The 25,562-nt window shown below is 46.6% G+C and carries 24 protein-coding genes and 1 pseudogene; 8 read left to right on the top strand and 17 right to left on the bottom strand.

Annotated elements, in window-relative coordinates:
- Positions 1-62 precede the first annotated feature (62 nt).
- The 4 genes from selD to nspC all read right to left on the bottom strand — a co-directional run bounded on the left by selD (position 63) and on the right by nspC (position 3,972).
- Positions 63-1,082 carry a selenide, water dikinase SelD gene (gene selD, locus Q0393_RS10200; RefSeq protein WP_298979953.1) on the bottom strand — a complete coding sequence of 340 codons (1,020 nt, stop codon included), beginning with the start codon at positions 1,080-1,082 and terminating at the stop codon, positions 63-65.
- Complete coding sequence (gene yedF, locus Q0393_RS10195) at positions 1,082-1,678, bottom strand: sulfurtransferase-like selenium metabolism protein YedF (protein WP_298979952.1); 597 nt, start codon at positions 1,676-1,678, stop codon at positions 1,082-1,084. The genes selD and yedF overlap by 1 nt, the downstream gene beginning before the upstream one ends.
- An 84-nt stretch (positions 1,679-1,762) precedes the next feature.
- Complete coding sequence (locus Q0393_RS10190; RefSeq protein WP_297882979.1) at positions 1,763-2,722, bottom strand: formate dehydrogenase subunit gamma; 960 nt, start codon at positions 2,720-2,722, stop codon at positions 1,763-1,765.
- A 95-nt stretch (positions 2,723-2,817) separates the two neighbouring features.
- Entirely contained in the window at positions 2,818-3,972 is a 1,155-nt protein-coding gene (gene nspC, locus Q0393_RS10185) for a carboxynorspermidine decarboxylase (protein ID WP_298979950.1), read from the bottom strand.
- A gap of 87 nt (positions 3,973-4,059) precedes the next feature.
- Between nspC and Q0393_RS10180 the strand changes: the two genes are divergently transcribed.
- Both Q0393_RS10180 and Q0393_RS10175 read left to right on the top strand, forming a co-directional pair.
- Complete coding sequence (locus Q0393_RS10180; protein WP_298979948.1) at positions 4,060-4,281, top strand: MoaD/ThiS family protein; 222 nt, start codon at positions 4,060-4,062, stop codon at positions 4,279-4,281.
- A 15-nt stretch (positions 4,282-4,296) separates the two neighbouring features.
- Complete coding sequence (locus Q0393_RS10175; protein WP_298979946.1) at positions 4,297-4,806, top strand: molybdenum cofactor biosynthesis protein MoaE; 510 nt, start codon at positions 4,297-4,299, stop codon at positions 4,804-4,806.
- 433 nt (positions 4,807-5,239) lie between these two features.
- Here Q0393_RS10175 and Q0393_RS10170 read toward each other — a convergent pair whose 3' ends face one another.
- The 6 genes and pseudogenes from Q0393_RS10170 to Q0393_RS10145 all read right to left on the bottom strand — a co-directional run bounded on the left by Q0393_RS10170 (position 5,240) and on the right by Q0393_RS10145 (position 12,508).
- On the bottom strand, positions 5,240-7,042 hold the full coding sequence (locus Q0393_RS10170) for a hypothetical protein (protein WP_298979944.1): 1,803 nt from the start codon (positions 7,040-7,042) through the stop codon (positions 5,240-5,242).
- 155 nt (positions 7,043-7,197) lie between these two features.
- On the bottom strand, positions 7,198-7,833 hold the full coding sequence (locus Q0393_RS10165) for a protein-L-isoaspartate(D-aspartate) O-methyltransferase (RefSeq protein WP_298979942.1): 636 nt from the start codon (positions 7,831-7,833) through the stop codon (positions 7,198-7,200).
- Complete coding sequence (locus Q0393_RS10160) at positions 7,821-8,030, bottom strand: hypothetical protein (protein ID WP_298979941.1); 210 nt, start codon at positions 8,028-8,030, stop codon at positions 7,821-7,823. The genes Q0393_RS10165 and Q0393_RS10160 overlap by 13 nt, the downstream gene beginning before the upstream one ends.
- Before the next feature lie 85 nt (positions 8,031-8,115).
- A complete protein-coding gene (locus Q0393_RS10155; RefSeq protein ID WP_177387058.1) occupies positions 8,116-9,138 on the bottom strand; it encodes a ribonucleotide-diphosphate reductase subunit beta in 1,023 nt (340 codons plus the stop codon).
- 317 nt (positions 9,139-9,455) lie between these two features.
- Positions 9,456-10,178, bottom strand: a complete 723-nt coding sequence (locus Q0393_RS10150; protein ID WP_298979940.1) for an anaerobic ribonucleoside-triphosphate reductase activating protein — start codon at positions 10,176-10,178, stop codon at positions 9,456-9,458.
- Positions 10,179-10,195: 17 nt separating this feature from the next.
- A pseudogene (locus Q0393_RS10145) lies at positions 10,196-12,508 on the bottom strand (ribonucleoside triphosphate reductase).
- Positions 12,509-12,677: 169 nt separating this feature from the next.
- Here Q0393_RS10145 and Q0393_RS10140 point away from each other — a divergent pair.
- From Q0393_RS10140 to Q0393_RS10120, 5 genes are all read left to right on the top strand, one after another.
- Positions 12,678-13,310, top strand: a complete 633-nt coding sequence (locus Q0393_RS10140; protein ID WP_298979939.1) for a hypothetical protein — start codon at positions 12,678-12,680, stop codon at positions 13,308-13,310.
- Positions 13,311-13,361: 51 nt separating this feature from the next.
- Complete coding sequence (rpsU, locus tag Q0393_RS10135; protein ID WP_005869392.1) at positions 13,362-13,574, top strand: 30S ribosomal protein S21; 213 nt, start codon at positions 13,362-13,364, stop codon at positions 13,572-13,574.
- Between the two features lie 272 nt (positions 13,575-13,846).
- A complete protein-coding gene (locus Q0393_RS10130) occupies positions 13,847-14,440 on the top strand; it encodes a hypothetical protein (RefSeq protein ID WP_298979937.1) in 594 nt (197 codons plus the stop codon).
- Positions 14,441-14,515: 75 nt separating this feature from the next.
- Complete coding sequence (locus Q0393_RS10125; protein WP_298979936.1) at positions 14,516-15,514, top strand: hypothetical protein; 999 nt, start codon at positions 14,516-14,518, stop codon at positions 15,512-15,514.
- A gap of 112 nt (positions 15,515-15,626) precedes the next feature.
- Positions 15,627-15,947, top strand: a complete 321-nt coding sequence (locus Q0393_RS10120; protein WP_298979934.1) for a DsrE/DsrF/TusD sulfur relay family protein — start codon at positions 15,627-15,629, stop codon at positions 15,945-15,947.
- A gap of 216 nt (positions 15,948-16,163) precedes the next feature.
- Here the strand turns inward: Q0393_RS10120 and Q0393_RS10115 are convergent, their stop codons facing one another.
- The 3 genes from Q0393_RS10115 to yedE form a co-directional block, all read right to left on the bottom strand.
- A complete protein-coding gene (locus Q0393_RS10115) occupies positions 16,164-16,751 on the bottom strand; it encodes a sulfatase-like hydrolase/transferase (protein ID WP_298979932.1) in 588 nt (195 codons plus the stop codon).
- A gap of 10 nt (positions 16,752-16,761) precedes the next feature.
- Positions 16,762-17,655, bottom strand: a complete 894-nt coding sequence (locus Q0393_RS10110; RefSeq protein ID WP_298979930.1) for a hypothetical protein — start codon at positions 17,653-17,655, stop codon at positions 16,762-16,764.
- A gap of 227 nt (positions 17,656-17,882) precedes the next feature.
- On the bottom strand, positions 17,883-18,944 hold the full coding sequence (yedE, locus tag Q0393_RS10105) for a YedE family putative selenium transporter (protein WP_298979929.1): 1,062 nt from the start codon (positions 18,942-18,944) through the stop codon (positions 17,883-17,885).
- Between the two features lie 420 nt (positions 18,945-19,364).
- Here yedE and Q0393_RS10100 point away from each other — a divergent pair, with 420 nt between their 5' ends.
- Positions 19,365-21,455, top strand: coding sequence for a TonB-dependent receptor (locus Q0393_RS10100; protein ID WP_298979927.1), 2,091 nt, complete (start codon positions 19,365-19,367; stop codon positions 21,453-21,455).
- Between the two features lie 219 nt (positions 21,456-21,674).
- On the opposite strand, the gene Q0393_RS10095 is transcribed toward Q0393_RS10100, so the two are convergent.
- From Q0393_RS10095 to Q0393_RS10080, 4 genes are all read right to left on the bottom strand, one after another.
- Complete coding sequence (locus Q0393_RS10095; RefSeq protein ID WP_298979926.1) at positions 21,675-22,817, bottom strand: hypothetical protein; 1,143 nt, start codon at positions 22,815-22,817, stop codon at positions 21,675-21,677.
- Positions 22,818-22,827: 10 nt separating this feature from the next.
- Positions 22,828-23,574 carry a tryptophan synthase subunit alpha gene (gene trpA / locus Q0393_RS10090; RefSeq protein WP_298979925.1) on the bottom strand — a complete coding sequence of 249 codons (747 nt, stop codon included), beginning with the start codon at positions 23,572-23,574 and terminating at the stop codon, positions 22,828-22,830.
- A complete protein-coding gene (gene trpB / locus Q0393_RS10085; RefSeq protein WP_298979924.1) occupies positions 23,567-24,748 on the bottom strand; it encodes a tryptophan synthase subunit beta in 1,182 nt (393 codons plus the stop codon). The genes trpA and trpB overlap by 8 nt, the downstream gene beginning before the upstream one ends.
- Before the next feature lie 219 nt (positions 24,749-24,967).
- Positions 24,968-25,562 (bottom strand): hypothetical protein (locus tag Q0393_RS10080; RefSeq protein ID WP_298979922.1); only part of this gene is annotated, 595 nt, incomplete at its 5' end.

Genomic DNA, 25,562 nt, shown 5'->3' with positions numbered 1-25,562 from the left:
GTGCGAAACAGAATTGTGATTATACAAGAGCGATGCTTAAAGGGGGCTGAATAGGAAAGATTTTAAACTAAATAAATTTTATGCTCGGCATGTGCTATAACTTCGCCGATGATAGCGCTACTAGCGTAGCCTGCGTTTTTTAAATTTACAAGCGCTTGAGCCGCGTCCTTTTCCGCTACGGCAAGCAGAAGTCCACCGCTGGTTTGCGCGTCACAAAGCGTTATGTCCGGCTCGGAATCGACACCAGGCGCGATAAATTTCAAATTTTTATAGCTTCCTGCAGGGATCAACCCCTCATCAAGGCATCTGGTAACGTTTTTTAGAAGCGGGGTTCTGCTAGGATAAATTTTAAAACTCACGCTCTCATTAATCATCTCAAGCGCATGTCCAAGCAGTCCAAAGCCCGTCACATCGGTCGCAGCATGTATTTTTAGACCCGCTAACGCGCCCACAGTATAAAAATTTAACAAAATCATGCTCTCTATCGCGTCACGAAATTCTTCAAATTTAAGAAATTTCGCCTTAATAGCCGTAGCGATGATGCCCGTACCGAGAGGTTTTGTTAGGATCAGCAGGTCGCCTTCGCGCGCCGTGTTATTGCTCCAAAATTTACGCGGATTCACGCGCCCCGTGACGCTAAGTCCGTAATAAATTTCGGGGGTAGAGATGGTGTGACCGCCCACCAAGACCCCTCCGCACTCTTTGATCTTGTCTTTGCCGCCGCGCAGAATTTCGCGCAGAATTTCGTTTGAGAAATGACAATCGTCAAAACCCACGATGTTTAGGGCATTTATCACTTCGCCGCCCATCGCAAATACGTCGCTTAGGGAGTTTGCCGCCGCGATCTGTCCGAAGATAAACGGATCATCCACCAAAGGGGTGATAAAATCGAGCGTCTGCACGAGCGCAAGATCGTCATTTATGCGAAATACGCTCGCATCTTCATTGCTGCAGGTGGACGACAGCAGGCTTGCATTAGGCTCGATTAAATTTCCAAGATTTTCGGTTAGACCCGCCGGGTCAAGCTTGGCGGCTCAACCGGCGGCTGCAATAAATTTCGTGAGGTTAAAATCTCTGTAGATCATAGTTTGATTACTTCGTATTTTGATAGGATGTCCATGATTTCGTATGCGTTTGAAATCTCGCCGATTGCGAGCTTATCGACTAGCTTGTAGCCCTCCAGGCAGCTTCCGCAGCTTAAAATTTCAGCTCCCGCTTCGTTTAGCTTTTTGATCGCTTCAAAGCATTCGTGGCCGCGGTTCGTGGTTATAAGCACGGCATTATTTACACAGATAACCTTTACGGGCTTTTTGTCTAAGCTTAGCGCCGCGCCTAAAAATTTAGCAAGCAAGCTCTTTCCGATCGGGCCGCTTCCGCACTGCTCCTCGTTTAGGAATATCACCTTGCCTCTTTTTGGCGCCGTGACGTCACAATAAATATCGTCGATACTTTCGTCTTTCAGCTCGTCCGTTTTTACGGTTTTTATAAGCGTGTCGGCGCCCGCTTGTGAAATTTGCGCTTCAAAGCCGTTTTTAGCCAAAAAGCGCTTTATGTTTTCACGAGGCGCTACGTCGTTTACTAAAATTTCTAAATTCTCTCCGATTTTTAACTCGCCGAGGGCTTTTTTAGCGCGCAAAAGCGGCTCCGGGCAATTTAAATTGCGACAATCTAGTTGCATATGTAATCCTTAAAAATAAAATTCTTTGAACCTCAAAGCTAATGCGAGCCGCGCGCAAGCAGGCCCGCATAAAATTTACCCAAGTTATAAGCGCGGGTACTTCGCTTCAAATTGCGATTTGGCGATCTGCCCCTTATCCAGCAGCTCGCGATACCAGTAGTGGTGAAGGACGTAAACTTCCTCCTCCGGCTTGTGTCCATCGATCATCGAGTGGATGGCGCCGCTGATCGCAAAGACCGCCATATAGATATGCACGAGCAAAAATACCGCGCAGACCGCGCCCAAAAAATTATGAATAATCGCGCTTGCTCTTAAAATTTCGATCTGACTCATACCTAGCGCACTTCTCATTGCGGGGATATCGTAGTCTAGGAAAAACATTGACGCACCCGTCGCTATCATCACTATACCGCCTAAAGTCGCGACCCAAAACCACGCCTTTTGGCCTGCGTTAAATTTACCCGCAGGGATCGCGCGCTTCTTTTTGCTTAAATAGCCGCCCACGATCATCATCCATTTGATATCGTAAGCTCGCGGCAGCATGCGCCAAAACCACAGCAAGAACATCGGCACGACGGAGATTGCAAACGCTATCGTAGCTAGCCCGTGAGCGTTTTTACAAAACCTCACGAAAGCGCCGCCGCCGAATTCTTCGCCAAACATCATAATCAAGCCTGTCGGAACCAAGATCGCCCATGCCACGGCCGCTACGAGATGATATAGTCGCTCAAATTTATTAAATGCGTAGATCGGCTTGCCCGCATGATGATCGAAGTGCTTCGGTCCTATGATCGCGTAGTGCCCAATAAAAGCTATGATTACGCCCAAAACCGCACCCAGCGCCAACCAAGCAAAAAAGCCCGAGCTTTGCAGATGTCCTTGAAATTGCAGAAAAATCGGGCCGAAGCCGTTGCCGTAGCTATCGATGTTTTCAAGCCTTGCATTGCCCCAAACATCGCTATTTCCCTGCACGATATCGGCATATTTTTTCTCCTCAGCCTGCGCATAAATACAGGCGAAAAGCGCGAGAAACAATCTTTTCATGGATTTCCTTAGATATAAAATTCAAGCCGATTATATCATTTTTTGCAAAAAATTTTCTTACAAAGCAAAATTACATTTTTGCATTAAGTGCGGCGCTAGTTTCGCCTCGCATACTCGTCGTAGCCGAATTTTTTGATTGCCAAAACCTCTCCGCGCTCGTCCGCTAAGACGAGATCGGGCAGCTTGATGCCGTTGAAGGTCGTGTTTTTCACGATCGTATAATGGATCTGATCCTCGAAAATCACCCGATCGCCGATGTTTAGCGGCGCGTCAAATTTATACTCGGGCTGCCCGCGCTCAAGCCCTACGACATCGCCTGCGAGGCAGGTATTTCCGCCGAAGCGATAGCTAAATTTACCGTTCTTGCTCTCGCCGCGCACCGCAGGACGATACGGCATCAGCACGGTATCGGGCATATGCGCTTCGGAAGAGACGTCTAAAATAGCGATTTTAGCGCCGTTTTCTACTATGTCAAGCACGCTAGCGACCAAATATCCGCACTCCCAGCCTACCGCCTCGCCAGGCTCGAGATAAATTTCGACTCCATATTTTTCGCGAAATTTTTTAATTAAATTTATCAGCAGCTCCACGTCGTAACCTGCACGCGTGATATGGTGCCCGCCGCCGAAATTTAGCCACTTTAGGGCTCTAAAATACTTGCCGAATTTCGCCTCGAAAACCTCGAGCACCCGCTCTAAGCTCTGAGCGCTCTCTTCGCACAGCGCATGAAAATGTAGCCCCGAGATGCCGCGCAGAAACTCGCCGTCTTGCAAGATCGCCCGCTGCAGCGCTTCAAGGCTCATCCCGAGCCTGCTAAAGCTGCCGCACGGATTGTAAGCGTCTTTGGGCGCGAAGGAGGTCTGCGGATTTATCCGCAAGCCGCACGATGCTCCCGCAGCGAGCGCCTTTGCGCGGTATTTTTGCCACTGCGCGGCGCTATTGAACACGACGTGGTTTGAAATTTTTAAAATTTCATCCAAATCGTCCTCTTTGAACGCGGGCGAGTATGTGTGGATTTCGCCGTTTTTAATAAATTCCGCGGCAAATTTCGCCTCGTGCAGACCGCTGCAAGTAGCACCCCAGAGGTATCTGTCAACGTAAGGCATCGCGAAGCTAAACGCAAAGCCTTTTAGCGCGCATAAAATTTTTGCGCCGCTTCGCTCGCCTACGCCGCGTAAAATTTCTAAATTTTTTACCAGTTTTTGCTCCTCGCACACGTAAGCGGGAGTCGAAATTTCATCGATTTTCATCGTTTTTCCTCATTAAATTTTTGCGTAATTATATAAAATTTTATAAATTTTTGGTTAAAATCGCCCAATCTTTAAAAAAGGACAAAAATGGTAGAGGTAGAATTTTTAGGGCCGATCGGGCGCGAGCCCCTGCGCCTAAACGCAAGCTCCCTGCAAGAGGTAAAAGCGGAGCTGCAAAAGGACGAAAGTTTGCGGGAGTGGCTTGCAAACTGCGCCGTGGCGGTAAATGATAAGATGATTTATGATGCGAATTTCGCGCTTAAATCCGGCGATCGCGTGAGCCTTTTGCCTCCCGTTTGCGGCGGCTAAGCTTAGGAGGCGGCGATGAGCGAAGTTAAATTTAATCCAGAACTTTTAAACGGGATTGAGCCTGAAATTTATGAGGGCAACTTGGATGTGAATGCGATTTTATCGCGCTGGTACGCTAAATTTAAAGACGCAAATTGCGGCGCGTTCATCACTTTCGTGGGTATCGTGCGCGCAGAGGGCGGCATCTGCGCATTGAGCTTCGATATATACGAGCCGATTTTGCGAACTTGGTTCGAAGCTTGGCAGCAAAAGGCCGCGGCACAGGGCGCATTCGTGCTTTTTGCACATGCAAACGGGGATGTGCCTATCCACGAAAGCTCCTACGTAGCAGGCGTCGTAAGCCCGCAGCGTAAGGTCGCTCTGGCGCTAATAAACGAGTTTGTGGAGGATTTCAAGGCGACCGCGCCGATCTGGAAATACGACGTAAAGGGCGGCAAAATCGAGGGCGGCAAAGTAGTAGGCGGGAAGAGGATCTACGCAGCAGATCGCTCGCAGAGGATAAAAGGCGCGGGACTTTTGGGCTAAATTTAAAAGCATGCGCTGTTTTATCCCCACAGGCTTGCTTCAATTCAATTAAACTTAATCAAAACGGCGATTGCGCCGACAAGCAAAATTCCGCGTAGAGATACTGCAGAATTTCAAAATAAAGATTTTGTGTAAATTTAGCGGCTGAGGCTAAATTTAAAGATCAAAATTTCAATCCAACTCCGTGCCCGCGCTCCGATAAGCATGCCGAGCGAGGATTGAAATTTCAAGTCTAAATTTATAGCAAATTTAATCAATCCAGTCGATGTGCTGCACAGCAAATAAAATAGCGCTACAATCGTCTTGTAATCCCGCACAGCATAAAATAAAATTTAAACCCAATTTCGCGCGCCGTATCCGTGAGCACAAATGAAACGCAGTACGATAAAATTTTAAAATTTCATCGCAAATAACCATTCCTGCTAAGCGGCGGCTAAAATTTAAACACGCCTTTAGCTTCTGCGATGCGCTCGCTAAGGCTCGTAGCGGTATCTTCGCCACTTGCTGCGCACCTAAAAATCGGCTCAAGCACCTCGGCGAAAAAGCCGCTTAGCCCCTCTTGCATGATCTGCGCATTGTTTTGATAGCGCGCAAGCCCCATAAATACGCCGTGTCCGATCGCGCCGAGGCCGCTTGCCTCATCGGCGATAAACTTATTCAGCGCCTTGCAAACCGCAACGACCGCGCTTGCGTTTACGATCTCGCGATCTCTTAAATAATCCTCAAGCGCGCCGTAATCGCACTCGCATCTGATCCATCTAAACGCCTTTGCAATCGACGGCGAAACGCATTTATGCTCACTTAGAGTGCATAGGACGTATAAATTTTTAGGCACCGCAAAATATGAGCGGCCGTCCTTTAAAAGGACGCTGGCGCGCGCTTTCTCGTCCTCTTCAAAGCCGTCGATTACGTGGGAATTTTTCGTGCGGATCAGCGAAAGCTCGTCTTCCTCGTCGTAGCGGCGATCCAAAAGCACCGCCGCCTCGCCAAAAATTTTATCCAAGCTTGCAGCGCTTGCATTGTCGATCAAAAAATAATACTCGCCCTTCGAATCGTTTAGCGCCTCTTTGCACAGCGCCTTAAACTCGCCGCTAATAAAGCTTTCGCCGTAAAATCCGTCGATGAAATCACGGTATTCAAAGCCTTCGTGCAGGCAAACGTAGCGGAAATTTTTCGCCGCAAGTTTCTTTTCGGTAATCAAAGATCGCAGCCTACGGGTTTTGCCGGTACCGATCGCGCCGTAAAATATCGTATTTTTTGCGACCTCTTCGCTTTTGTAGTTTTTCACGTATTCGAAAAATAGCGAGGAGTACACGATCCTAGCCGCGCCCACGACATCCTGCGGATACGGGGTAAATTCCGCGATAAATCGCGAGCTCACCTCGTAAAATTCTTCAAAAATTTCAACCTTTTCGTCGTATAGCAAGGATAAAATTTGCGCGGTTTCATCGCGATAAACGAGCGTCGGAAACTCATCGTTGCACTGCGCAAATATGCTGGCTAGCAGATAGAGCTTCTCGCGCGAAATTTGCGCGAAATCGCCGTCCTCGGCAAGCCCTAAATTTAGCATCCCGTCGTCGCTTAGGTAGCTGTCGATCAGATAGAAATTATCGGCATTTATCGCGGATTTTAAAAATTCCATCAATACGAAGGGCTGATTATGTAGCGCGACGTCGAAAAAATCGATCGCCAAAGCGCTATCTACCGCCGTAAGAAGCCTGTAAAGCTCATCGTAAAAATTGACTAGCTTTTGTTTGAAAATATCGCGCGCGGTACGCTCCTGCGAATAGCTATTGAAATTTTTTACGATATTTTCGATAAAAACATAAAGCGAGACGATGTTTTTGTCCTCGCCGCTAAGCACGCTATCTACGCTTTTTACGGCATTTTTAGGAAACAGCTCCTTTTTGCCGACGATGCGGTCTTTAAAAGCGAAATCGTAATAAAACGCGCTGATATTGGAATCAAAATACTGATCCATAAAGAAATACTCGGCGTGCGCGAACTTCTCGCCCAAAGATAAAATTTTGCAGCTTCTAAGATTGCCGTCGCTGAGATTTATATACAGAGTTTGCAAAAACTCGTTCTCGGTCTCATCAAAGCTTGCGAGGCAGCGCTTTATCTCGCCTAAATACTTTGAGATCGAGGTTTGTTTTTTAAGCCAGAATTGGTTTTTGTTGTGATTTTTCCAGCTGGCAACTAGCGACTCTATCTTTTCCTTGCTAAAATCTTGCATGACTCATCCTTGTAAGATTAAAATTGTGTATTGTACTTGAATTTAAATAAATAATTAATAAAACTCTGATTTCTCGGCGAAGCGCGAAAGCAAAATTTTATTAAATTTACGCGCCCGCGGCGGTAGGAAATTTTAAAATTTACTGCGCGCTAGATCTATCCGCGACCCTGCACCAACGGGACGAACTCGCAGGCGCCGAGCTCCTCTTCTTTGATCTCGCTTGGCGAAATTTTACTAAATCTAACGATTTTTTGCGAGCCGCCTCTATTCATCGGAGCGACCAAAATCCCGCCGATTGCCAGCTGCGCAAACAGCCGCTCGTCGATCCGCTCGGCGCACGCAGAGAGCAATATCCTATCAAAAGGGGCGAAATTTTTCCACCCGGCGTTTCCGTCGTCGTGGCGCAGGCTAATATTTGAAATCCCGAGATTTGCAAAGTGCCTTTTCGCCTCGCCCACCAGCCGCTCGACGCGCTCGACAGCAAAGACGCGGTGAACCATCCTGCTTAAAATCGCCGCTTGATAGCCGCTGCCGCAGCCGATCTCTAAAATTTTCTCGACCTTCGGATCCACGTTTAGCGCCATTGTCATGCGCGCGACCGTCAGCGGCGAGCTGATCCACTGACTGGCCAAAATAGGCTGTGCGTTGAGGCTGAAAGCGTGCGCGCCGAGCGGGGCAAACTCGCTTCTAGCGACGCTACAAAACGCCTCAAAAAGCGCAGGATTTAAGCTAACCTGCTCGGCGATGTCGTTCGCCATCTTTTCGCAGCGAAGCCGCTCTAGCGAGACCATAGCGCACTCCTGCCCGACCAGACGTTAAATTTAAAGCCGCAAAAGTTTCCGTCCTGTTTAAATTCCAAACCGATAGAGTTTTTAAAAATGCAGCCGAAGCGCTCAGTCCGCACCAAAATAGCATAAGCTACGTTTTTTAAATATATAGCGCGGCTAAATTTTAAAAATTTTGCAGGTAATACGGCTTCTGCGCTCATCGCGTATCCGAACCGCCCTTGGCAAGTATCTGCAAAGTATCCGTGCCGCGATGCGACAGAGCAAAATTTTAAACCGCAAAATCCGCTAAAAATCATCGAAACTCAAGCTTCCTTTGCTGTAGTTCGTGACCTTGCTCTCGAAAAAGTTGCTCTTTTGATCGTTAAATTTAGAAAAATCATCTACCCATTTTATCGGGTGTTTAGCACCGTATCGCTTCTCAAGTCCAATGGCAAGCAGGCGCTGATCGACCAGGTAGTGGATGTATTCTTCGATAATGTCGTCCGTAAAGCCCATGATTTGATTATCCGTGATATATTTGCCCCAATCGATCTCTAAGTTTCCCGCCGTCTCGAACATCTCGTAAATTTTATCCACGTTGCGCTTATTAAACAGATCGGCGCGCTCCTTGCGGACGGAATTTATCATGTTTTGAAATAGCAGCAGATGCGTGATCTCGTCGCGCTGTATGAAGCGGATCATCTGCGCGCTGCCTAGCATCTTGCCCGCGCGCGCGAGCGCATAGATCGACGTAAAGCCGCTGTAGAAGTAGATCCCCTCTAAAATTTGATTCGCCACCATCGCCAGCAGCAGCTTATCGTCGCTAACCTCGCCCGCAAGCTCCTCATAGACGCTTGAGATGTAGTCGTTTTTCCTGCGGAGCATATCGTCGTGCTTCTCCATCTCGTAAATGAGATCGGTATTTTCACAGATCGCCTCGACCATGACGGCGTAGGATTTGCTGTGGTTGGCCTCCTCGTAGGCTTGGCGAGCGAGCACGGCGTTGATCTCCGGAGCCGTGATGTAGGGGTTGATATTATCGGCGAGATTGTTGGTCTGAAAGCTATCCATCGATATCAGCTGGCTCCACACGAGATCATACATCCGCTTCTCGGCGCTTGTGAGATTGAAGTTATAATCGCGCACGTCGTCGGTGGTATCGACCTCTTTAGGAAACCAGGTGTTAGCCTCCATCAGATCCCAAAGCTTCAGCGCCCATTGATATTTCGCCTTGGTAAAATTTAAAATTCCCTGCGGATTGCCACCGAAGACCTTGCGATCGGTAAGGGTCTCGTCGGAGAAGGGATTGTAGATTTTTTTTCTATCCATTTTTTGCCTTTTTAAAAATTTCGGCGTATTTTAGCCAAAGCAAGCTAAATTTACCTTTTGTTTTGAAGCGGCAATGGCTACGCGGCGTGAAATTTGGCGCGAAGTTAAATTTGCGCGATATAACATTAAAGCGCTCGATAAAATAGAATTTTACGCCGCAGACGGAGCAAAATTTAAACATAGCAAGCGGCGGCGAGGTAAATTTTAAAGCCTCCCGTAAGGCGAAATTTATCGCGGCACAATACGCACGGACAATGCGCGTACTGGATAAAATTTCATCGCGCCCATCGCGGCAAGACGCTCGTGGCGGCGTAAATTTAATCAAAATTTCGAAGTTTGATCTTTAGATCGGTGTGGATTTTGCTTGGATCAAAGCTCGCAAGCGGCGCGTTTAAATTACCGAAATTATCGCCTGTAGGCAGGAAGTTTTGTAGATAATAGACGCCGCGATAACCCTCTCTGTATAGAATTTGCGCCATCTGCTCGATCTTTGCTTCGTTTAAAAAATCGGCATGCACGGTCGTGCGCACCTCAAATTTAAAATTTCGCCGCAGCAAAAGCCTAAGAGTTTGCAGAAATTTATCGTATAGGCTTGACTTCGTGATAAGCTCAAAATCCTGCCGCGGCGCCTTAAAATCAAGCGCGATATAATCGATCAGCCCTAAGCTTAGCGCCTCTTCGATCTTTTGCGGATTCGAGCCGTTGGTGTCTACTTTGAGCAAAAAGCCGCGCCGCTTAACTTCGTGCGCCAGCGGGATAAAATCGCTCGCACAGGTGCATTCGCCGCCGCTAAATACGATGCCCTGAAGCTTGCCCGCGCGCGCATCCAAAAAGCGCAGAAACTCTTCGTTTGAAATTTTACCCCGTGAAGTAACAATTTGTGGGTTATAGCAGTAATTGCAGCGCATATTGCAGCCGCAAAACCACGCGATCGCGGCGATGTGATCGGCAAAATCAAGCATCGTAAACGGCGTGATCTCGTAAATCTGCGCATTGCGCAGGTTTAAGGCTTGCGGCGGCTTCGTATGCGTTTGTTGCATTTGGCCGGTAGCGGCGACTAGGCTATTTGTTTTTTGTCTTTTTTCTCTTCAAAAAAGACGCGCTCTTTGTGTTCGCCCTTCTTTCCGATATTAAAGCTCTCTACTGGGCGCAAATAGCCCATTACTCTTGTGTAAACGACGCATTTTGTGCGTTTTGCTTCTAACTCTTTTGGAAATTCCATTCTCCATCCTTTCATTAAGATTAAAATTTAAATCGCTATTTAGGCGCCCTTGCTCTGCTTGGCTTTGTATTCTGCGAGCAGTTCCTCGTCGCATTTCGGGCAATATTCATGCTCGCCGCTGATGTAGCCGTGCTTATGACAGACGCTAAAAATCGGCGTGATCGTGATATAAGGAAGCTTGTAGTTTTGCACTACGCTTTTTACGAGCTGCTTACACGCCTGGGCCGAGCTGATGCGCTCCTTCATATACAGATGCAGCACCGTGCCGCCGGTATAGGAGCTTTGCAGCTCATCTTGCATCGCCAGCGCCTCAAACGGATCGCTTCCGAAATTTGCCGGAAGCTGCGTAGAGTTGGTGTAATATATATTTTTATCAAATCCCGCTTGGATGATATCTGAGTAGCGCTTCTTATCCTCTTTGGCGAAGCGATACGTCGTGCCCTCGGCAGGCGTGGCTTCGAGATTGTATAGATTGCCAGTCTGCTCCTGAAACGAGCGGATCTTCTCGCGCAGATACTCAACCATTTTAAGGGCAAATTTACGCCCGAATTCCGTCGTAATATCTTCTTTATTTCCACTAAAATTTCGTATCATCTCGTTTGCGCCGTTGATACCGATGGTGCTGAAATGGTTGTTAAAGCCCGGTAGATAGCGCTTCGTATATGGATACAAGCCGCGCTCGAACATCTCGGTTACAAATTTTCGCTTCTTCTCAAGCGTCGATTTTGCAAGCTCCAAAAGCTCGTCCAGCCTCGCATACAGCGCCTCTTCGTTATTTTTATACAGATAGCCTAGTCGGGCTAAATTTATCGTTACGACGCCGATGCTTCCCGTCATCTCCGCGCTTCCGAAAAGCCCTCCGCCGCGCTTAAGAAGCTCGCGCAGATCAAGCTGCAAGCGGCAGCACATCGAGCGCACAGCACCTGGCTTATACGCCTTTGGATTGGGTACACGCTCACCATTTTCGTTAGTGATATATTGCGAGCCGATAAAATTTTGAAAATAGCTTGAGCCTACTTTGGCAGTGTTTTCAAATACCGCGTCGGCCGCAGGCGTATCCCAATCAAACTCCTCCGTTAAATTTACCGTAGGAATCGGGAAGGTAAACGGCTGACCGCACTTATCGCCCGTCGTTAAAACCTCGTAAAACGCGATCACGATGCGGTTCATCTCGGGCTCGAAATCGCCGTAAGTCAAAGCCTCAAGCGAGTCCTTGCCGCGCCTTTTAGCCTCTGCCAAAAGCTCCTCGTCGTGTAAATTTTTAAATAGATGCTCATTGTTATGCGTAGGGATTTGCGTTTTTAGATCATCCGGGCAGGTCATATCGATGGTGACGTTGGTAAATGGGCTCTGACCCCAGCGCGCCGGAACGTTTAGGTTAAACACGAAGCTAGTGATCGCCTTTTTAACCTCATCGTCACTTAATTTATCGCGGAAAACGTATGGCGCCAGATATGTATCAAAGCTGCTAAACGCCTGTGCGCCCGCCCATTCGCTTTGTAAAATTCCAAGAAAATTGGCCATCTGATACAGCGCTTCGCGGAAATGCTTCGGCGCCTTACTCTCGACCCTGCCGCGCACGCCGTTAAAACCCTCGTTTAGAAGCACGCGCAAGCTCCAGCCCGCACAATACGCCGTAAGGCAGTCCAGATCGTGGATGTGATAGTCGCCGTTTCGGTGAGCCGCGCCCTCCTCGCGAGAGTAAATTTTATCTAACCAGTAGTTTGCGATGACCTTACCGGCGGTGTTGTTGATAAGGCCTGCGTTTGAGTAGCTGGTATTGGAATTTGCCAAAATTCGCCAGTCCTGCTTGCTGATATATTCATTGACCGTCTGAGTGCAGTTGATGTAGGTCGTATCCTCTTCAAGCCCCAAAATGTGCTCGCGCTGCATCTTGTGCGTATGGCGATAGATCATAAAGCTTTTCAAAACGTCGAAATCGCCCGCTTCGAAGAGCTTTTTCTCGATGAGATCCTGAATGTCTTCTACGCTTAATTTATCCTTGAAAACGATCGCGCCCATTACGTTATCGAAGACTTTTTCATCAAACTCGGTACCGACGCTTTTGTAGGCTTTTTTGATAGCATCTTTTATTTTGTAGGATTGAAATTCTTGAAAACTTCCGTCCCTTTTAATGATTTTTTTCATAAGCACCCCGAGAAATTTTGATAGATTGAGAGGAAGTATATCGTGCAATTTTTAATGTCAGCTAAAGGCGCGGGCGGAATATTCATTACAATTTCTATCTAGAAAAAACGAAATTTAACTAAATCTCGCTATAATCGCGGACGTTATTTTATAAAATTTGGAAAAAAGTATGAGAAATTTTAAAATAATATTTTTGACGATTTTGCTGGGCTTCTTTTTTGCGGGCTGCGCTGCGCTTAAAGGCTCTAAAAGCACGGATAATTCGGCACTTGCCGGAGGCATAGATCATGCTGGGTATCCAAACGCGTATCTGGAGCGCATTGCAGGCGAAAGCATAGCTGATCTACTCTCAAAGCGTATCGTCGGCAAGAGAGGCGGTAGATTCAGCGTCGTCGGCATCGAACCGCTGGACGGGACGAACGCGCACGGCGTGGATGCGGAATTTTTGAGCAAAAAAATTAGAATTTCGCTGCTGCATTCAGGCAAAGCAGTCGTCACCGACGCTCCAAGTAAAGATGAACTCGTATTTAGCAACGATGGCGTAAGCCGTGGCTATCACGCCGTAGAAAGCGGCTCGATCTACGCGCCGGATTACATCTTGGTAGGTAAAATTTTACCGCAAAGCCCTGCTGTGGCAAACGACGGTAAGACGGAATCTAAAAAATCAAAAAGCTTAAATTCTGCAGCCAAAAATTCTACCGCGCAAGCAAGCGAAAGCCTACTTTTAGAACTTTCGATGATAGATACTCGCAACAACAAGAGCGTGTGGAAATATAAAAAAGCGCTTCAAAAGCAAATTTAAGGAATTTTTCGCTAAACTCACGACTCATTTTTTTGAAAGGCGGTGAGGAAAGTGCCTGGAGTAAAGGTATATCCGAACGAATCATTTGACGAAGCTTACAGACGCTTTAAGAAGCAGACTGATCGTAACCTAGTCGTTACCGAGGTTCGCGCGAGACGATTTTTTGAGCCGATGACGGAAGTCCGCAAAAAGCAAAAAATTTCAGCTCGCAAAAAGATGCTTAAACGTCTTTACACGCTACGTCGCTACGAGTCCCGCTTGTAGCAGTTTGCGCGGATTTGTAAATTTTAAATTTGCAGATCTGCGCGAAATTTTATCTCACATCTTTTTTAAATTTACAGCCCGCTTAAAATTTTACCCGCCGCGTCAACGCCGAAATTCCAATCTAAATTTTAAAATTTATCTATTAAATTTACCTGCCTTTGTGCGGCGCCTGCTTTATACGACACATCCGCCGGCGAGCCGCTAAATTTTGAAATTTATCTTTACCTATTCGTTTTTTAGATATACTTTTGCATAAATTTCAAGGAGCAACCATGGACTTAAACGACTATCTCCACACTCAAGACCAGCAGCCCTCAAACCCTCAAGAAAAAGAAGTAGCACTCATCAAATACACTTTTATCGCGGCCTGCGCCTTAAAAGCTATAGCCGAACTAGTGCTATTGCTATTAGGGATTTACGGCGGATTAGGAGTACTACTAAGCGCAGCGGCATTCGTGCTTTTTATCTTTAGCATTTATAATATCTCTAAACTTACCGCAAGCCGCAGCCTTTTACGCAACGTAGCCATTGCCTTTGCAGCAATATTTATAGGCGTATTGTTATTTATATTTTTAGCGGGTGGCATCATCGCTCAAATACTACTTGCATTGGGATTCATCGCATCGTTTCTATTTTTTTATAGATTTTATCAGGAGCTTACCGACACTAGCGGCGTCGCGATATTTTCATATTGCTTTATTGCGCTTGTACTTGCAGCTATTGCAAATGCATTTTTGGCGCGTTTTTCGCTGCCTGCTACGGTACTGCTCAGTTTAGCGGCTCTTGCACTTAATGCTTTTGCTATGTTCAGCGTAGAGGGCTTTTCTCATTCGTATTATTCTTATGATCTTAGAGGCAAGAGATAAATTTTAATTGCTTGATCGGTTGTGAAAAGACCAGCAAAGAGCTAATTTTTAAAATTTCAAATCAAGGAGCAAGCCATGGTCTATTTCAAACACATATTTCTCGCGCTGTTTTGCGGGGCGCTATTTTGCGGCGCGCTTTACGGCGAAAATCAAAACAAAATTTTAAAACAAAATTTTAAAGATGATTTCATCTGGGGCGTTACGATCGACGACAGCTGGTACGAGGACGCGCAAGACGCGACGGGCGCGAAGCTGCAAAGTATCGTGCGCGCCCTGCAAGCCCTACCCGTAAAGCCCACAGTGCGCGTCGTGATGTCAAAAGAAATTAGCCCGCGCGAGTATGAGCCTCTTTTTAGGCGGCTTAGCGAGGTCTCATATGTGATGGCCTGCCCCGTGGACTCCTACGAGATGAGCTCGTACAAAAGCGTGAAAAGCTACGAAAAGAGATTTGCGGACGCCTACGCCGCACTTGCGCCCTACGTCGCGATCTGGGAGATCGGCAACGAAATAAACGGCGAAGGTTGGCTGGGGAACGATGCGAATTTCATCGCCGCTAAGATGATCGCGGCATTCGAGTTCATCCACAAGAAAGGCGCCAAGACGGCGCTTACGGCGTATTATACGCCGAGCGGAGCACAGAAAATAGAAATGCACGAGTGGCTGCGAAAATTCGTGCCGCAGGATATGAAAGAGGAGCTGGATTATCTTTTCGTAAGCTACTACGAGGACGATAACGAGGGCTTTGCGCCTGATTGGAGCGAAATCTTTACCGATCTGCAAAGCGCCTTTCCCGCTTCGAAGCTCGGTATCGGCGAGTGCGGAAACACGGCGTCGGACGCTACGCAGGCGAGCAAGCAGGCGATGATGAGGCGGTATTATACGATGCCGCGCTACGTGCAAAACTACGTGGGCGGGTATTTTTGGTGGTATTTCGTGCAAGACTGCGCAAAGGGCGCCGAAGCGGGCGCCTCAAACGGCAAAAATCGTGGCGCGCGCGATAAAACGAAAGCCGGGGACGAGCTGCTGCAAAGCCTAATCGAAGCTATAAATGAAGCTCGTCGCGAGAAAAATTAAATTTATAAAGACCAAATTTAGGCATTCCGATCCGTGAGCTTAAATTTAAGGTAATGCAAACTCGCTTTGATATAGAATTCTTTCAACAAAATTTTAAACAGAGGAGCGCAAAATGAAAATCCTACTGATCCTGGCAAATCAGCCGTACAACGGCTCGGACAATACCTACAACGCATTGAGGTTAGCGGACAACCTGCATAAAAAAGGCGAGGAGGTAAGAATTTTCCTTATGAATGACGCGGTCGATCTCGTAAGAGATAGCACCGAAAAACCCGGGGATTACGACATCGATCTGGTCGCCAAACTAAAGGAGCTATATCGCGGCGGCGTGGCGCTAAAAGTATGCGGCAGCTGCCAAAAAGTATATATGGCTAATTTTGGTCGGGTTATAGTGCCAAGATCCATCTTGTCAGTTAAACGCAATAAGTGTTAAATCTGTATGCTACACTTAGTAAAAGCGAATTTGCGGTGCAATATAAACATAATTTTACGATATCACGGCTAGCTAGATACATAATATAGAACTCTTATATTTACAAAATTCCATGATTGTTGTAAATAAATGCCTCAAATGTAAATCGCAATCGGCAAGGATTAAAACGAGGGAGTTTTATATCCGTTTATACTACTTGAGGTGACAAAAATGAGTCTATTTGCTAGACTCTTGCTGTGCTCGTACCGATTCGTCATAAGAAAGCTTAGACAAAATTCTACTTGCGTTTACAAAGAATTCATCATCGGCATCAAATGGTAAGCTCTCGCGCGAGAGCAGGTTTCTGCCGAAATTCATCTCATCCAAGATTCCTAAATACCCAAGCACAGTTGTAAAAGTATCGAACGAGGTACCACGCTTTTTGATCTCGAACTCTCCATCCAAATCATCATCCAGTATCACAAATAAGTCCCGCTCGTCTTTAAGTCCATCGCCAAAGCCACCATCTATAGCATTTTTATAAAATAGCGGATGATCATTTTGCAGTACAATGATTGTGTTCGCTGCATATGGACTTGAGCGGATTTGCTCAATAAATTTACTCACTAATAGGTCACTGCAATGCACTGCGCGTAGCATTGGCACGGCATTTTCATTATATTCTAGCCCTTCACATGAGCGCGGGATAAATCCACTTGGAGCGTGCGTACCAATTGTGAGAAGTGAGAACAAAAACGGCCTACCTACTTTGTTTAGACGCTCAAAATCATCCCATGCCACACGAAGCATATCATCGTCATCCACACCCCATTCGTTAGTATGAACCGATGGATCCCACGGCTAAAATTTCGCTTCTCCCCTTAATTTCGTCATAACCTCTTTGACACAAAAAGCCTCTAGTACCCTGAAAATTTAAGTCAGCGCCCTTCATAAAATAGGTATGGTATCCCAAAGAGTGTAAAATTTCGCTAGCGTAGACAATATTTTTAGTGAAATTTTCAGAAGCCATATCTTTGGCAGATGCAAACGTATAATTTGTAGCGCAGTATGAACCAAACAGCCCTTTAATAGTAAAACCAGTATATACTACTTGGTGTATTTCAGAAAAATCTATACGATTTTTGAGTGCATTTAGATGTGGTGTAAGTTTGGCAAAATTTCTTTCGTCAGTATAGGCGCGATCAAAACTCTCTAAAAAAATATAGACAATATTTTTACGCTTTATCGGAGCCTTGGGATGTGGAATGGTTAGATACGGATAAACCTGCTTCTTAATCGCTTCTACGGGCGGATTCAGTTGTAGATAATATTCTCTAGCTGCATCGTAAAGAGGATTTAAAAAAAAGGCTGTTAAAATACATGGCATAAATAAAATACTAAGCTTTGAGTTATGACGAAAATGCAAAATGCGTACGGTAATAATTGTACTAAGTAATATGATCGCTACGCAAATCATCACCAAAATCGCAATTTCACGCGCAAAACTTGCAATCGGAGCGCTTTCTATAGAGGTACGAAAAAATGTTATCACAAATAGTCCGAAATGCTTTCCAAAAACGAAAAATAGCAACAAATCGAAGCAAAGTGCAAAAATATAAATTAGTGCAATTATGCCCACAGCAATTTTAAAAGTTTTATTCGACAAAAATGCTGCAAAAATCAGCGAAATAGCAAAAAACAAAACCGAAAAAATTGTAGTAAATTCCAAAAAAACAACCTTAAATTTAGCAAAATTTAATGCGTAGTCTAGCAAGAATAACTTTAAAATTTACTAACGCAGGCACAAAAATTACTTTTTAAAGTTATAGCGGCACAAAATTTTATACGGCGATTTTAAATTTCACCGTATATAATTTTGCAATTAAAGCATGGGTTTGCCGTTACACCAAGCGTATGACAGCGAATCGAGCCAAATTCTGTAGCTGAATGTCTGCGCTAGCCGACGCGCCTTTGAAAAATCCCCACGTAAAGCGCGAAAACAAAACCGATCGCGACCGCGTAAGGAGCGAACTCGGTGATGCCTTTAGCCGAGCTTGCGAGCAAGAAATTATGCGCGATCGCAGCGCCCGCCGCCATGCCGATGACGAATATGCCCGAGCTTAAATTTCCCGTGCCGGCCTGCACCAGATGCTTGCCCGGGCAGCCCTCGCTGAGGCTGAAGCAAAGTCCTGCGAGCACCATACCCAAGAAATTCCAAACGAAATCGTTATGAGCGATAGGCTGACCCTCAAAGCCCAGTTTGTATTGTCCAAACGCGATATTTGCGATGCTTGCAAACACGATGACGCTTAGCACGCCCCAAAACATCGAGAAATCGCCGCGGAAAATTCTACCGAACGCGCCGACGCTGCAAAATTTGCTTCTGTGCATCACCGCGCCCACGATAATGCCCGCAGCCAGCGAGATGCCTACCGCAGCGTGTTGCGCGCCGGGACCTTTAGCGGAGATAAAAAGCGCGCCGCCCTCGCCCGTTTTGAGACCGAAAATCAAGGCCGCAAGCAGCGCAGCGCCTAGTAGCACGGGCAAAATTCCGATCGCGCCGCTAAGTCTTGCCTCTTTGCTCGCCTCATAGCCGCGCTTTTTAAGCAAAAACCCAATGAGTACGCCGCAGATTAGACCCGCCAATCCGGCTAGCGCGGTCAAATCGCCGCCGCCTAGGCGCAAAAACGCGCGCCACGGACATCCCAAAAATACAAGGCAGCCGATCATCGCGAAAATCCCTAGGAAAAATTTCGCAAACGGCGAGCTGCCAGTAACCGGCGCGAACTCGCGCGTCCAAAGCACGCTTGCCAAAAAGCCGCCGAACACGAGCCCTATGATCTCTGGGCGGATGTATTGCACCACGCTAGCTCGGTGAAAGCCCAACGCGCCGGTGGTGTCGCGCAAAAAGCAAGCGACGCAAACGCCCATATTGCCCGGATTCCCAAAATGCACCAGCGTCGCACCCAGCACGCCTAGCACGGCGCCTGCGATGATGTACCATTTAACGTTATTCATGAAAAAGTCCTGAAATAATCTAGATCGACCGATCTCTTAGGCGCGATTTTATCCTTTGTAAAATAAAAAGTAAATAAATTCCGATCTAAATTTATGAAAAGCGAAAAATTTAAATCGCTCGGGCGATTGCTAAATTTAGACGCAAGTAAATCGCAGGCGTTTAAATTTAGACTCTTTGTTGAGATAAAAACGCCGAATTTATCTGCCTAAATACGGCACAGGCAAGGTGCGGAAACAGTGCAGGAGCGGCGCGGACAGGGTGCGGACAAGACGCAGCCAAAACGCAGAAGTAGCTCAGATGGAGCGCATACTTACTGCCAATAAAAACAAATTTCAAATATTTTTGAAATTAAATTTCAACCTTATTTAAGTGTGCAGATATATAATAATGTATTTCAATCTTATTTTAAAGGTCGGGGCATGAAAAAGCGAATTTTATTGGTGCCGCTTGCGATAGGCGCGATAGGCGGAGCGAATGCGGCCGAAAACAACGCCACGAAGTCGCAGGATCTGGGTCAAATCGTCGTGCAAGCGACGGTGAGCGCGGTCGATAACCTAAAATACGCGGGCTCGGCCGGAATTTTAACCCCCAAGGATATGAAAGCCAAAACCAACGTGATCGATTCGATCATGCAGATACCGGGCGTTGACGGCAGTATGGATATGGGGCGGCAGATCGGTAGGCAGTTTCAAATCCGCGGATTCGGATATCAAAGCGACGAGCGCGTCATCATCAAACAAGACGGCGTGCGCAGAAGCGCGGGGATGTACTCCAATATGATCTCATCCTTCCGCACCGATAGCGACATCTTAAAGCGCGTCGAGGTCATAAAGGGCGCCTCGTCCGTACTTCACGGCTCGGGCGCGATCGGCGGTATCGTAAATATGCAAACCAAAAGCGCGAGCGATTATCTAAGCGAGGGCAAAAACGTAGGCTTGATGCTAGGACAGAGGCTTGAATCAAACAATATGCATAGCACGCGCGGCGCGGTTTACGGCAAGGGCGAGGAGATTCCGATCGACGTTTTACTCTACGGCAAGCGCGCAAGCTACGGCAATATCAAGCTCGCAGACGGCGGTACGCACTACGGCGAAGGCTACGACAAGACCTTTAATAACGAGCATATCGATACGGGATTTTTCAAAATCGGCACAAGTCTGGACGACCACCGCATAAGCTTCAGCGCTTTTGATTACGACGAAAATTTACACACCGTCTGGCAAACGCTATGGAAAAACGAGGAAGATCTCTTTGTGCATGGAAATTTAAGCCAAAGAGATTATGTTTTTGATTGGAATTTTACGCCGCAAAGCCCGCTAGTGGATATGTCTTTCAAGGCCTATAAAAGCAGAGCCGAGTATAAACGCAGCTACATTGACGGCGTAGATACCGGCAGTTACACGAACAAAGACGATCGTAAGGGGCTAGAGATCAAAAATATCTCGGAATTCGACACTGGCTTTTTAAATCACAGCTTTGCTTTCGGCGGCGATTACGAAAATAGGCAGGAAGATGCGATCTTTATCCGAAACGGCGTGCTATCGGATTTTGCCTCATTTCCGAACGAATACAATAGCTACGGGCTTTTCGCGCAGGATTTGATCCGCTTGCACGATGATTTAGAGCTTACCTTAGGCGGTAGATACGATAGATTCGATCGCGACATCAAAGGCAGATCGGCTAAATTTAAAGATTCCAGATTTTCTCCGCGCGCGGCGATTGCCTATACGCTCTTTGATAAATTTACGCTTTTAGCGGGATACAGCGAGAGTTTCCGCGCGCCTACTCCGCACGAGACATCGCAATCAGGGCCGATGAACATACATTATTATTACATCCCAAATCCCGATCTAAAGCCCGAGACCGTAAAAGAGTACGAGGTCGGATTTAGCTTTAAACAGGATGAAATTTTTACGGACGATCACTTCGATATGAAATTTATCTATTTTAACGGCAAGATCGAAGATATGATCGGCATAAAGGCGCTTCCGCATCTGGGCGTGCCTCCGGGCGGCTTTTCGCAACAATACGGGCAGTATCAAAATATCGATCAAGCCAAAAGGCATGGTTTTGAGCTAAGCTCAAACTACCAAACGCAGGACTTTGATTTCGGCGCGAGCTTCGAGCGACTTAGAATTTACAATAAAAAGACGCACGAAAACATCAATAACCACGCCAAAAAACTAAGCGCGCACGCCTTTTACTCGCCTCTGCACGATTTAAATTTAGGCTTTGAGGTAAGCCACTATTTTAAGCCTCATTCTAAACCCGCTTCCTATTTCGCTCGCAGAACGGAATATTTTTACGTCGATAAAGCTTTCACGATCGCAAATTTCAGAGGAAGCTACAAGATCAAAAACGGCATTATTCCGGCCCTTGACGGCGCGGACGTGAGCTTTGGCGTAAATAATATTTTCGATCGCCACTACATCAACGCAAACCGCACGCGAGATACTTTAGCAGTCGGCGCGGGACGAAATTTCTACGTCGATTTGGAAGTAAGATTTTAGATTAAGCTTATACGGGCAAGGCGCGGGTTAAATTTTAAAGCTTACCCGAGCCTTTGCCCTCTTTCTTTTTAAATTTAAGCCTCATCGCGACCTTTTGGCAATGAGGCTTAAATGTGGCATAAATTTCTAGCGCTATAAAATTCCGTAATTTTTAAAATTTAACAAATTGCAAAATTTTATGGGTTGCAAAGCTCGCAAGTTGCGAAATTCCACGCCTCATTAATCGATAGCGTTGGAGCTTTTTAGTACCACTAGATGTTTTTTGCCCGCGAAGCTTAGCACTACGGCAGCATTATTTTCGTCGATTTCGCGCACCAGCTCTACTCGCACGTCGCTAGGTCTTGCGGTATCCGAGCTAAGCAGCTCATTTTCTAAAATCCTTCTAAATGCCGAAACCTTGGGCTCTTTTGTATCCGATCTTTCTTTTGCTCCCTCGCAAAATTCCATCGTGCCGCTCTCGACAGGGCCTACTTTAAGCGGCGAAATTTTATCCGCTGCTCTTATATTCTCGGCGCTCTCATAGTTTTCGTCCGCCCCCATAGCTTCCGAACGCTCGGTACGCGCAACCTCATCGTAAAATTTATCGCGCATGCTCTCTTCGCTCACGTTCTCGCCTCTTAAAAAATCTGCACCATCTACGTTTTTTGAGTCGTTAGAATTTTTTAAATTTAAAGCGGAGTCCTCATCTTTTTTCGCAAACTCCTGCGCGTCAGAATAATTTGGGTTCTTTGATCCGCTCTGATTTTTAAAAGAGGATTCGTTTAAAATTTTATCGATGCCCGTCCCGTCCAAGTCAGTGCCATCCATACTAGCGTCATCTTCAAAAACTCGCCATGTCTCGTCGATACTTTTTTGCGGCTTGTGCGATAAAAATTTTCGCACGCCTACGAAAGCCGCAGCCGCAAGCAGTAACGCTACGATTATCGGCATCATGGAAACCCCGCTGCTACCGCTTTGCGCCGTCTCACTCGCCTCGCTCTTTACACTCATCTTGCTCTGATCGAAAGCAGGATTTTTTACGCGCAAAATGAGCTTGAGATTACCGTCTTGAGTAAGAGCATCGACTGATAGATCAGCGCCGGTAGGGAAGTTGATCTCGATATCCTTGCCCTTGGGCGCGATCGTAAAGCTTTTAAGCACCTTTTGGTTGGTACGCATTTCGTTAAATTTCTCATCGCCGCCGAGCCCCTTTAAAATAAGGCTCATCGACTGTCCATCGACGCTGCGAACGATGTCGGGCTTGTATGCGGAGTCAAACGCCAAGACGATATCCACGCTATCGTCGTGGTTGAAAAGATCATATTGCATCAGATTGGCGCCGAGGCAAAAATTTGCGATTAAAATTAAAAATATCTTTTTCATGCTCTTTTCGTTAATTAAAAAGTTCGGCGATCTTGTCTTGCAGCTCGTGCCCGCTGTAGTTTGCGCATAAATTTACGATCGCAGTGCCGATGATAGCGCCGTCTGCGTATTCTTTCGTGGCGCGAACGTCGCTAGAGTTGCGGATACCAAAGCCGATCGCCACGGGAAGATCGCTCATTTTTTTAAGATCTGCGACCATATTTTTAAGGCGCGAGATCGGAGTTTGCTTACTTCCGGTCACGCCGATAGCTCCCACGCCGTAGATGAAGCCTCGTGCGCGGCTCAAAACTCGCGCGGCACGGTGCTCGCTCGTAACGCTAATAAGCGGGATGAGCGCGATACCGAACTCTTCGCAAAGCGCGAAAATTTCCTCATTTTCCTCATACGGCAGATCGGGGATTATTAGTCCGCTGATGCCGTAGCGCGCCGCCTGCGCTACAAACTCGCGCGCGCCGTAGGCAAAGATCACGTTGTAATAGACCAAAAACACGAGCGGCTTGCGCGTTTGCACCTCTTTTAAAATTTCAAATACCTTCTCCGCGTTTACACCGTTTTGCGCCGCGGAAAAGCTCGCTTTAAAAATTTCCGGGCCGTCCGCGAGTGGATCGGAATACGGGATGCCGATCTCAAGCAGATCGATCGCGCTTTCGTCTAAATTTGACAAAAACTCCTTCGTGTGCGCGGGGCTCGGATATCCCGCCACGATATAGCCGATGTTCGCCTTTTTGCCCGCAAAGGCCGCCTTGATCTTATCCATAAATCGTTCCTTTTTTATAATTCATCACGGTATCCATATCCTTATCGCCCCTGCCGCTTACGTTTACGACGATCGTTTTTCTGCCTTTTAACTGCGGACAGAGCTTTTCTAAATACGCTAACGCGTGCGCGCTTTCGATCGCGGGGATGATACCTTCGAGCCTGCAGAGCAGTTTAAGTGCCGTGATGCACTCATCGTCGGTTACCGCTTCGTATCGCACGCGACCCGTCTCATGCAGATGCGCGTGCTCTGGGCCTACGCCGGGATAATCAAGCCCCGCCGAGATGCTGTGTACGGGCTCGATCATGCCGAATTTATCCTGCAGTACGATCGTTTTCATACCGTGGATGATGCCTGCGCGCCCGTTAGTAATGGTCGCTGCGTGATAAGGGGTATGCGCGCCCAAGCCGCCCGCTTCGACGCCGATGAGTTGTACGGCGGGATCATCCACGAACGTGCTAAAAATTCCTATCGCATTGCTTCCGCCGCCCACGCAGGCTAGGACGTAATCAGCCTTTATTCCCTTGCTTGCAAGCTGCGATCTGGTCTCGGCGCCGATTACGCTTTGAAAATCCCTAACCATCTTAGGATACGGATGCGGCCCGACCGCCGAGCCGATGACGTAAAATACGCTCTCAATCTCGTTCACCCACGCCTGAATCGCCGCGGTGGTCGCCTCTTTGAGCGTTTTTAAACCGGTGCCGATTTTGATCAAATTTGCACCCAAAAGCTGCATCCTAAAGGCGTTGAGCTGCTGGCGCGCAGCGTCGGTCTCGCCCATATATACGTCGCACTCAAGCCCGAATAGCGCCGCTGCCGTCGCCGTCGCCACGCCGTGCTGGCCTGCGCCGGTTTCTGCGATGACCTTTTTTTTGCCCATCTTCTTAGCTAACAGCGCCTGCGCAAGGGCATTGTTGATTTTATGAGCGCCCGTGTGGTTAAGATCCTCGCGCTTTAGATAAATTTCATGCCCGTAGTGCTCGCTAAGGCGCGCGGCGTGATATAGCGGCGTCGGACGCCCCGCATATTCGCGCAGCAAGTAACCCAGCTCGTCTTTAAATTCCTTCGTCTGCGCTATGGTGCTGTACGCATCCTCCAACTCCTCGAGCGCGAACATCGCCGTTTCGGGCACGAATTGCCCGCCGAAACTCCCGAAATACGCCTTTTTATTCATCCTATCTCCTCGCATTAAATCGTAGGATTATATAAAATTTCACGTTAAATTTCGCTTTTTTGACGGCACCTTTTGCGGCGCCCTTCTAAATTTATCGGATATGCAGCTGTAAAAACGCGCGGCATAAAATAGTAAATTTTGAAATTTACACTTCAAATTGCGGCTAATGTTTTGCTTGATGAGTAGCCCCAACTTCGTAAATTTGAAGAATTTATAAATTTATTTGCTTTCATTGCCAATATTGCTCTTTTTAGGATTACCAATAGGACAAATTATATTGTCAGTATCCGTAAGTCTTAATTTTTTCCATTCTTCAAAGCTATTAACTCTAATCAAATTATGCGGAATTTTTGACGATTCATCAATAATCTCAAGACACTCGCTCGTTTCTCTTTTAAAATACTGCATAATAAGGTGGTTATCGTTATTTTCCAGAGCTTTTTTTATACATTTTGCTTTTAATTCAACATAATCACTATTGCTTAGAGAATTTTTTGAAAAAAGCCGCATTGGAGCGCACTCACTAATTGCTTCCGTATAAATCATACGAAAAACAAAAAATGAAATAATTAGCAAAAATGGTAATAGGATAATGTTTTTGTATTGCCTTAAAAATTTCATTTTATTTCCTTGTTGGGAATTTTTAAATTTTATAGTGCTTGATTTTGATCTAGAGTAGTTAGCATTTATGCTTGAAAGCTTAGAATTTGAATAGCTTACTATGTTATTCGCTTTTAAGCTCGCAGCCATTATATTGACACAAAATAGGGCTACTATTAATTTCAAGCACTTATTCATATTTATTTTCATCAAA

The sequence above is a fragment of the uncultured Campylobacter sp. genome, assembly GCF_938015785.1.
In the GTDB taxonomy this organism is placed as follows: domain Bacteria; phylum Campylobacterota; class Campylobacteria; order Campylobacterales; family Campylobacteraceae; genus Campylobacter_B.
Note: the sequence above shows the minus strand (reverse complement) of the source record. Positions and strands in the feature narration are given on the sequence as shown.

Coding starts and splice junctions, on each gene's coding strand:
- Q0393_RS10130 (WP_298979937.1), top strand. CDS start 13,847: ATGGACTTAAACGACTATCTCCACACTCAAGACCAGCAGCCCTCAAAC.
- trpA (WP_298979925.1), bottom strand. CDS start 23,574: ATGGATAAGATCAAGGCGGCCTTTGCGGGCAAAAAGGCGAACATCGGC.
- Q0393_RS10095 (WP_298979926.1), bottom strand. CDS start 22,817: ATGAAAAAGATATTTTTAATTTTAATCGCAAATTTTTGCCTCGGCGCC.
- yedE (WP_298979929.1), bottom strand. CDS start 18,944: ATGAATAACGTTAAATGGTACATCATCGCAGGCGCCGTGCTAGGCGTG.
- nspC (WP_298979950.1), bottom strand. CDS start 3,972: ATGAAAATCGATGAAATTTCGACTCCCGCTTACGTGTGCGAGGAGCAA.
- Q0393_RS10120 (WP_298979934.1), top strand. CDS start 15,627: ATGAAAATCCTACTGATCCTGGCAAATCAGCCGTACAACGGCTCGGAC.
- Q0393_RS10125 (WP_298979936.1), top strand. CDS start 14,516: ATGGTCTATTTCAAACACATATTTCTCGCGCTGTTTTGCGGGGCGCTA.
- Q0393_RS10160 (WP_298979941.1), bottom strand. CDS start 8,030: ATGAGCGCAGAAGCCGTATTACCTGCAAAATTTTTAAAATTTAGCCGC.
- Q0393_RS10100 (WP_298979927.1), top strand. CDS start 19,365: ATGAAAAAGCGAATTTTATTGGTGCCGCTTGCGATAGGCGCGATAGGC.
- Q0393_RS10170 (WP_298979944.1), bottom strand. CDS start 7,042: ATGCAAGATTTTAGCAAGGAAAAGATAGAGTCGCTAGTTGCCAGCTGG.
- Q0393_RS10150 (WP_298979940.1), bottom strand. CDS start 10,178: ATGCAACAAACGCATACGAAGCCGCCGCAAGCCTTAAACCTGCGCAAT.
- trpB (WP_298979924.1), bottom strand. CDS start 24,748: ATGAATAAAAAGGCGTATTTCGGGAGTTTCGGCGGGCAATTCGTGCCC.
- Q0393_RS10140 (WP_298979939.1), top strand. CDS start 12,678: ATGAGAAATTTTAAAATAATATTTTTGACGATTTTGCTGGGCTTCTTT.
- Q0393_RS10180 (WP_298979948.1), top strand. CDS start 4,060: ATGGTAGAGGTAGAATTTTTAGGGCCGATCGGGCGCGAGCCCCTGCGC.
- Q0393_RS10190 (WP_297882979.1), bottom strand. CDS start 2,722: ATGAAAAGATTGTTTCTCGCGCTTTTCGCCTGTATTTATGCGCAGGCT.
- yedF (WP_298979952.1), bottom strand. CDS start 1,678: ATGCAACTAGATTGTCGCAATTTAAATTGCCCGGAGCCGCTTTTGCGC.
- Q0393_RS10175 (WP_298979946.1), top strand. CDS start 4,297: ATGAGCGAAGTTAAATTTAATCCAGAACTTTTAAACGGGATTGAGCCT.
- Q0393_RS10165 (WP_298979942.1), bottom strand. CDS start 7,833: ATGGTCTCGCTAGAGCGGCTTCGCTGCGAAAAGATGGCGAACGACATC.
- Q0393_RS10155 (WP_177387058.1), bottom strand. CDS start 9,138: ATGGATAGAAAAAAAATCTACAATCCCTTCTCCGACGAGACCCTTACC.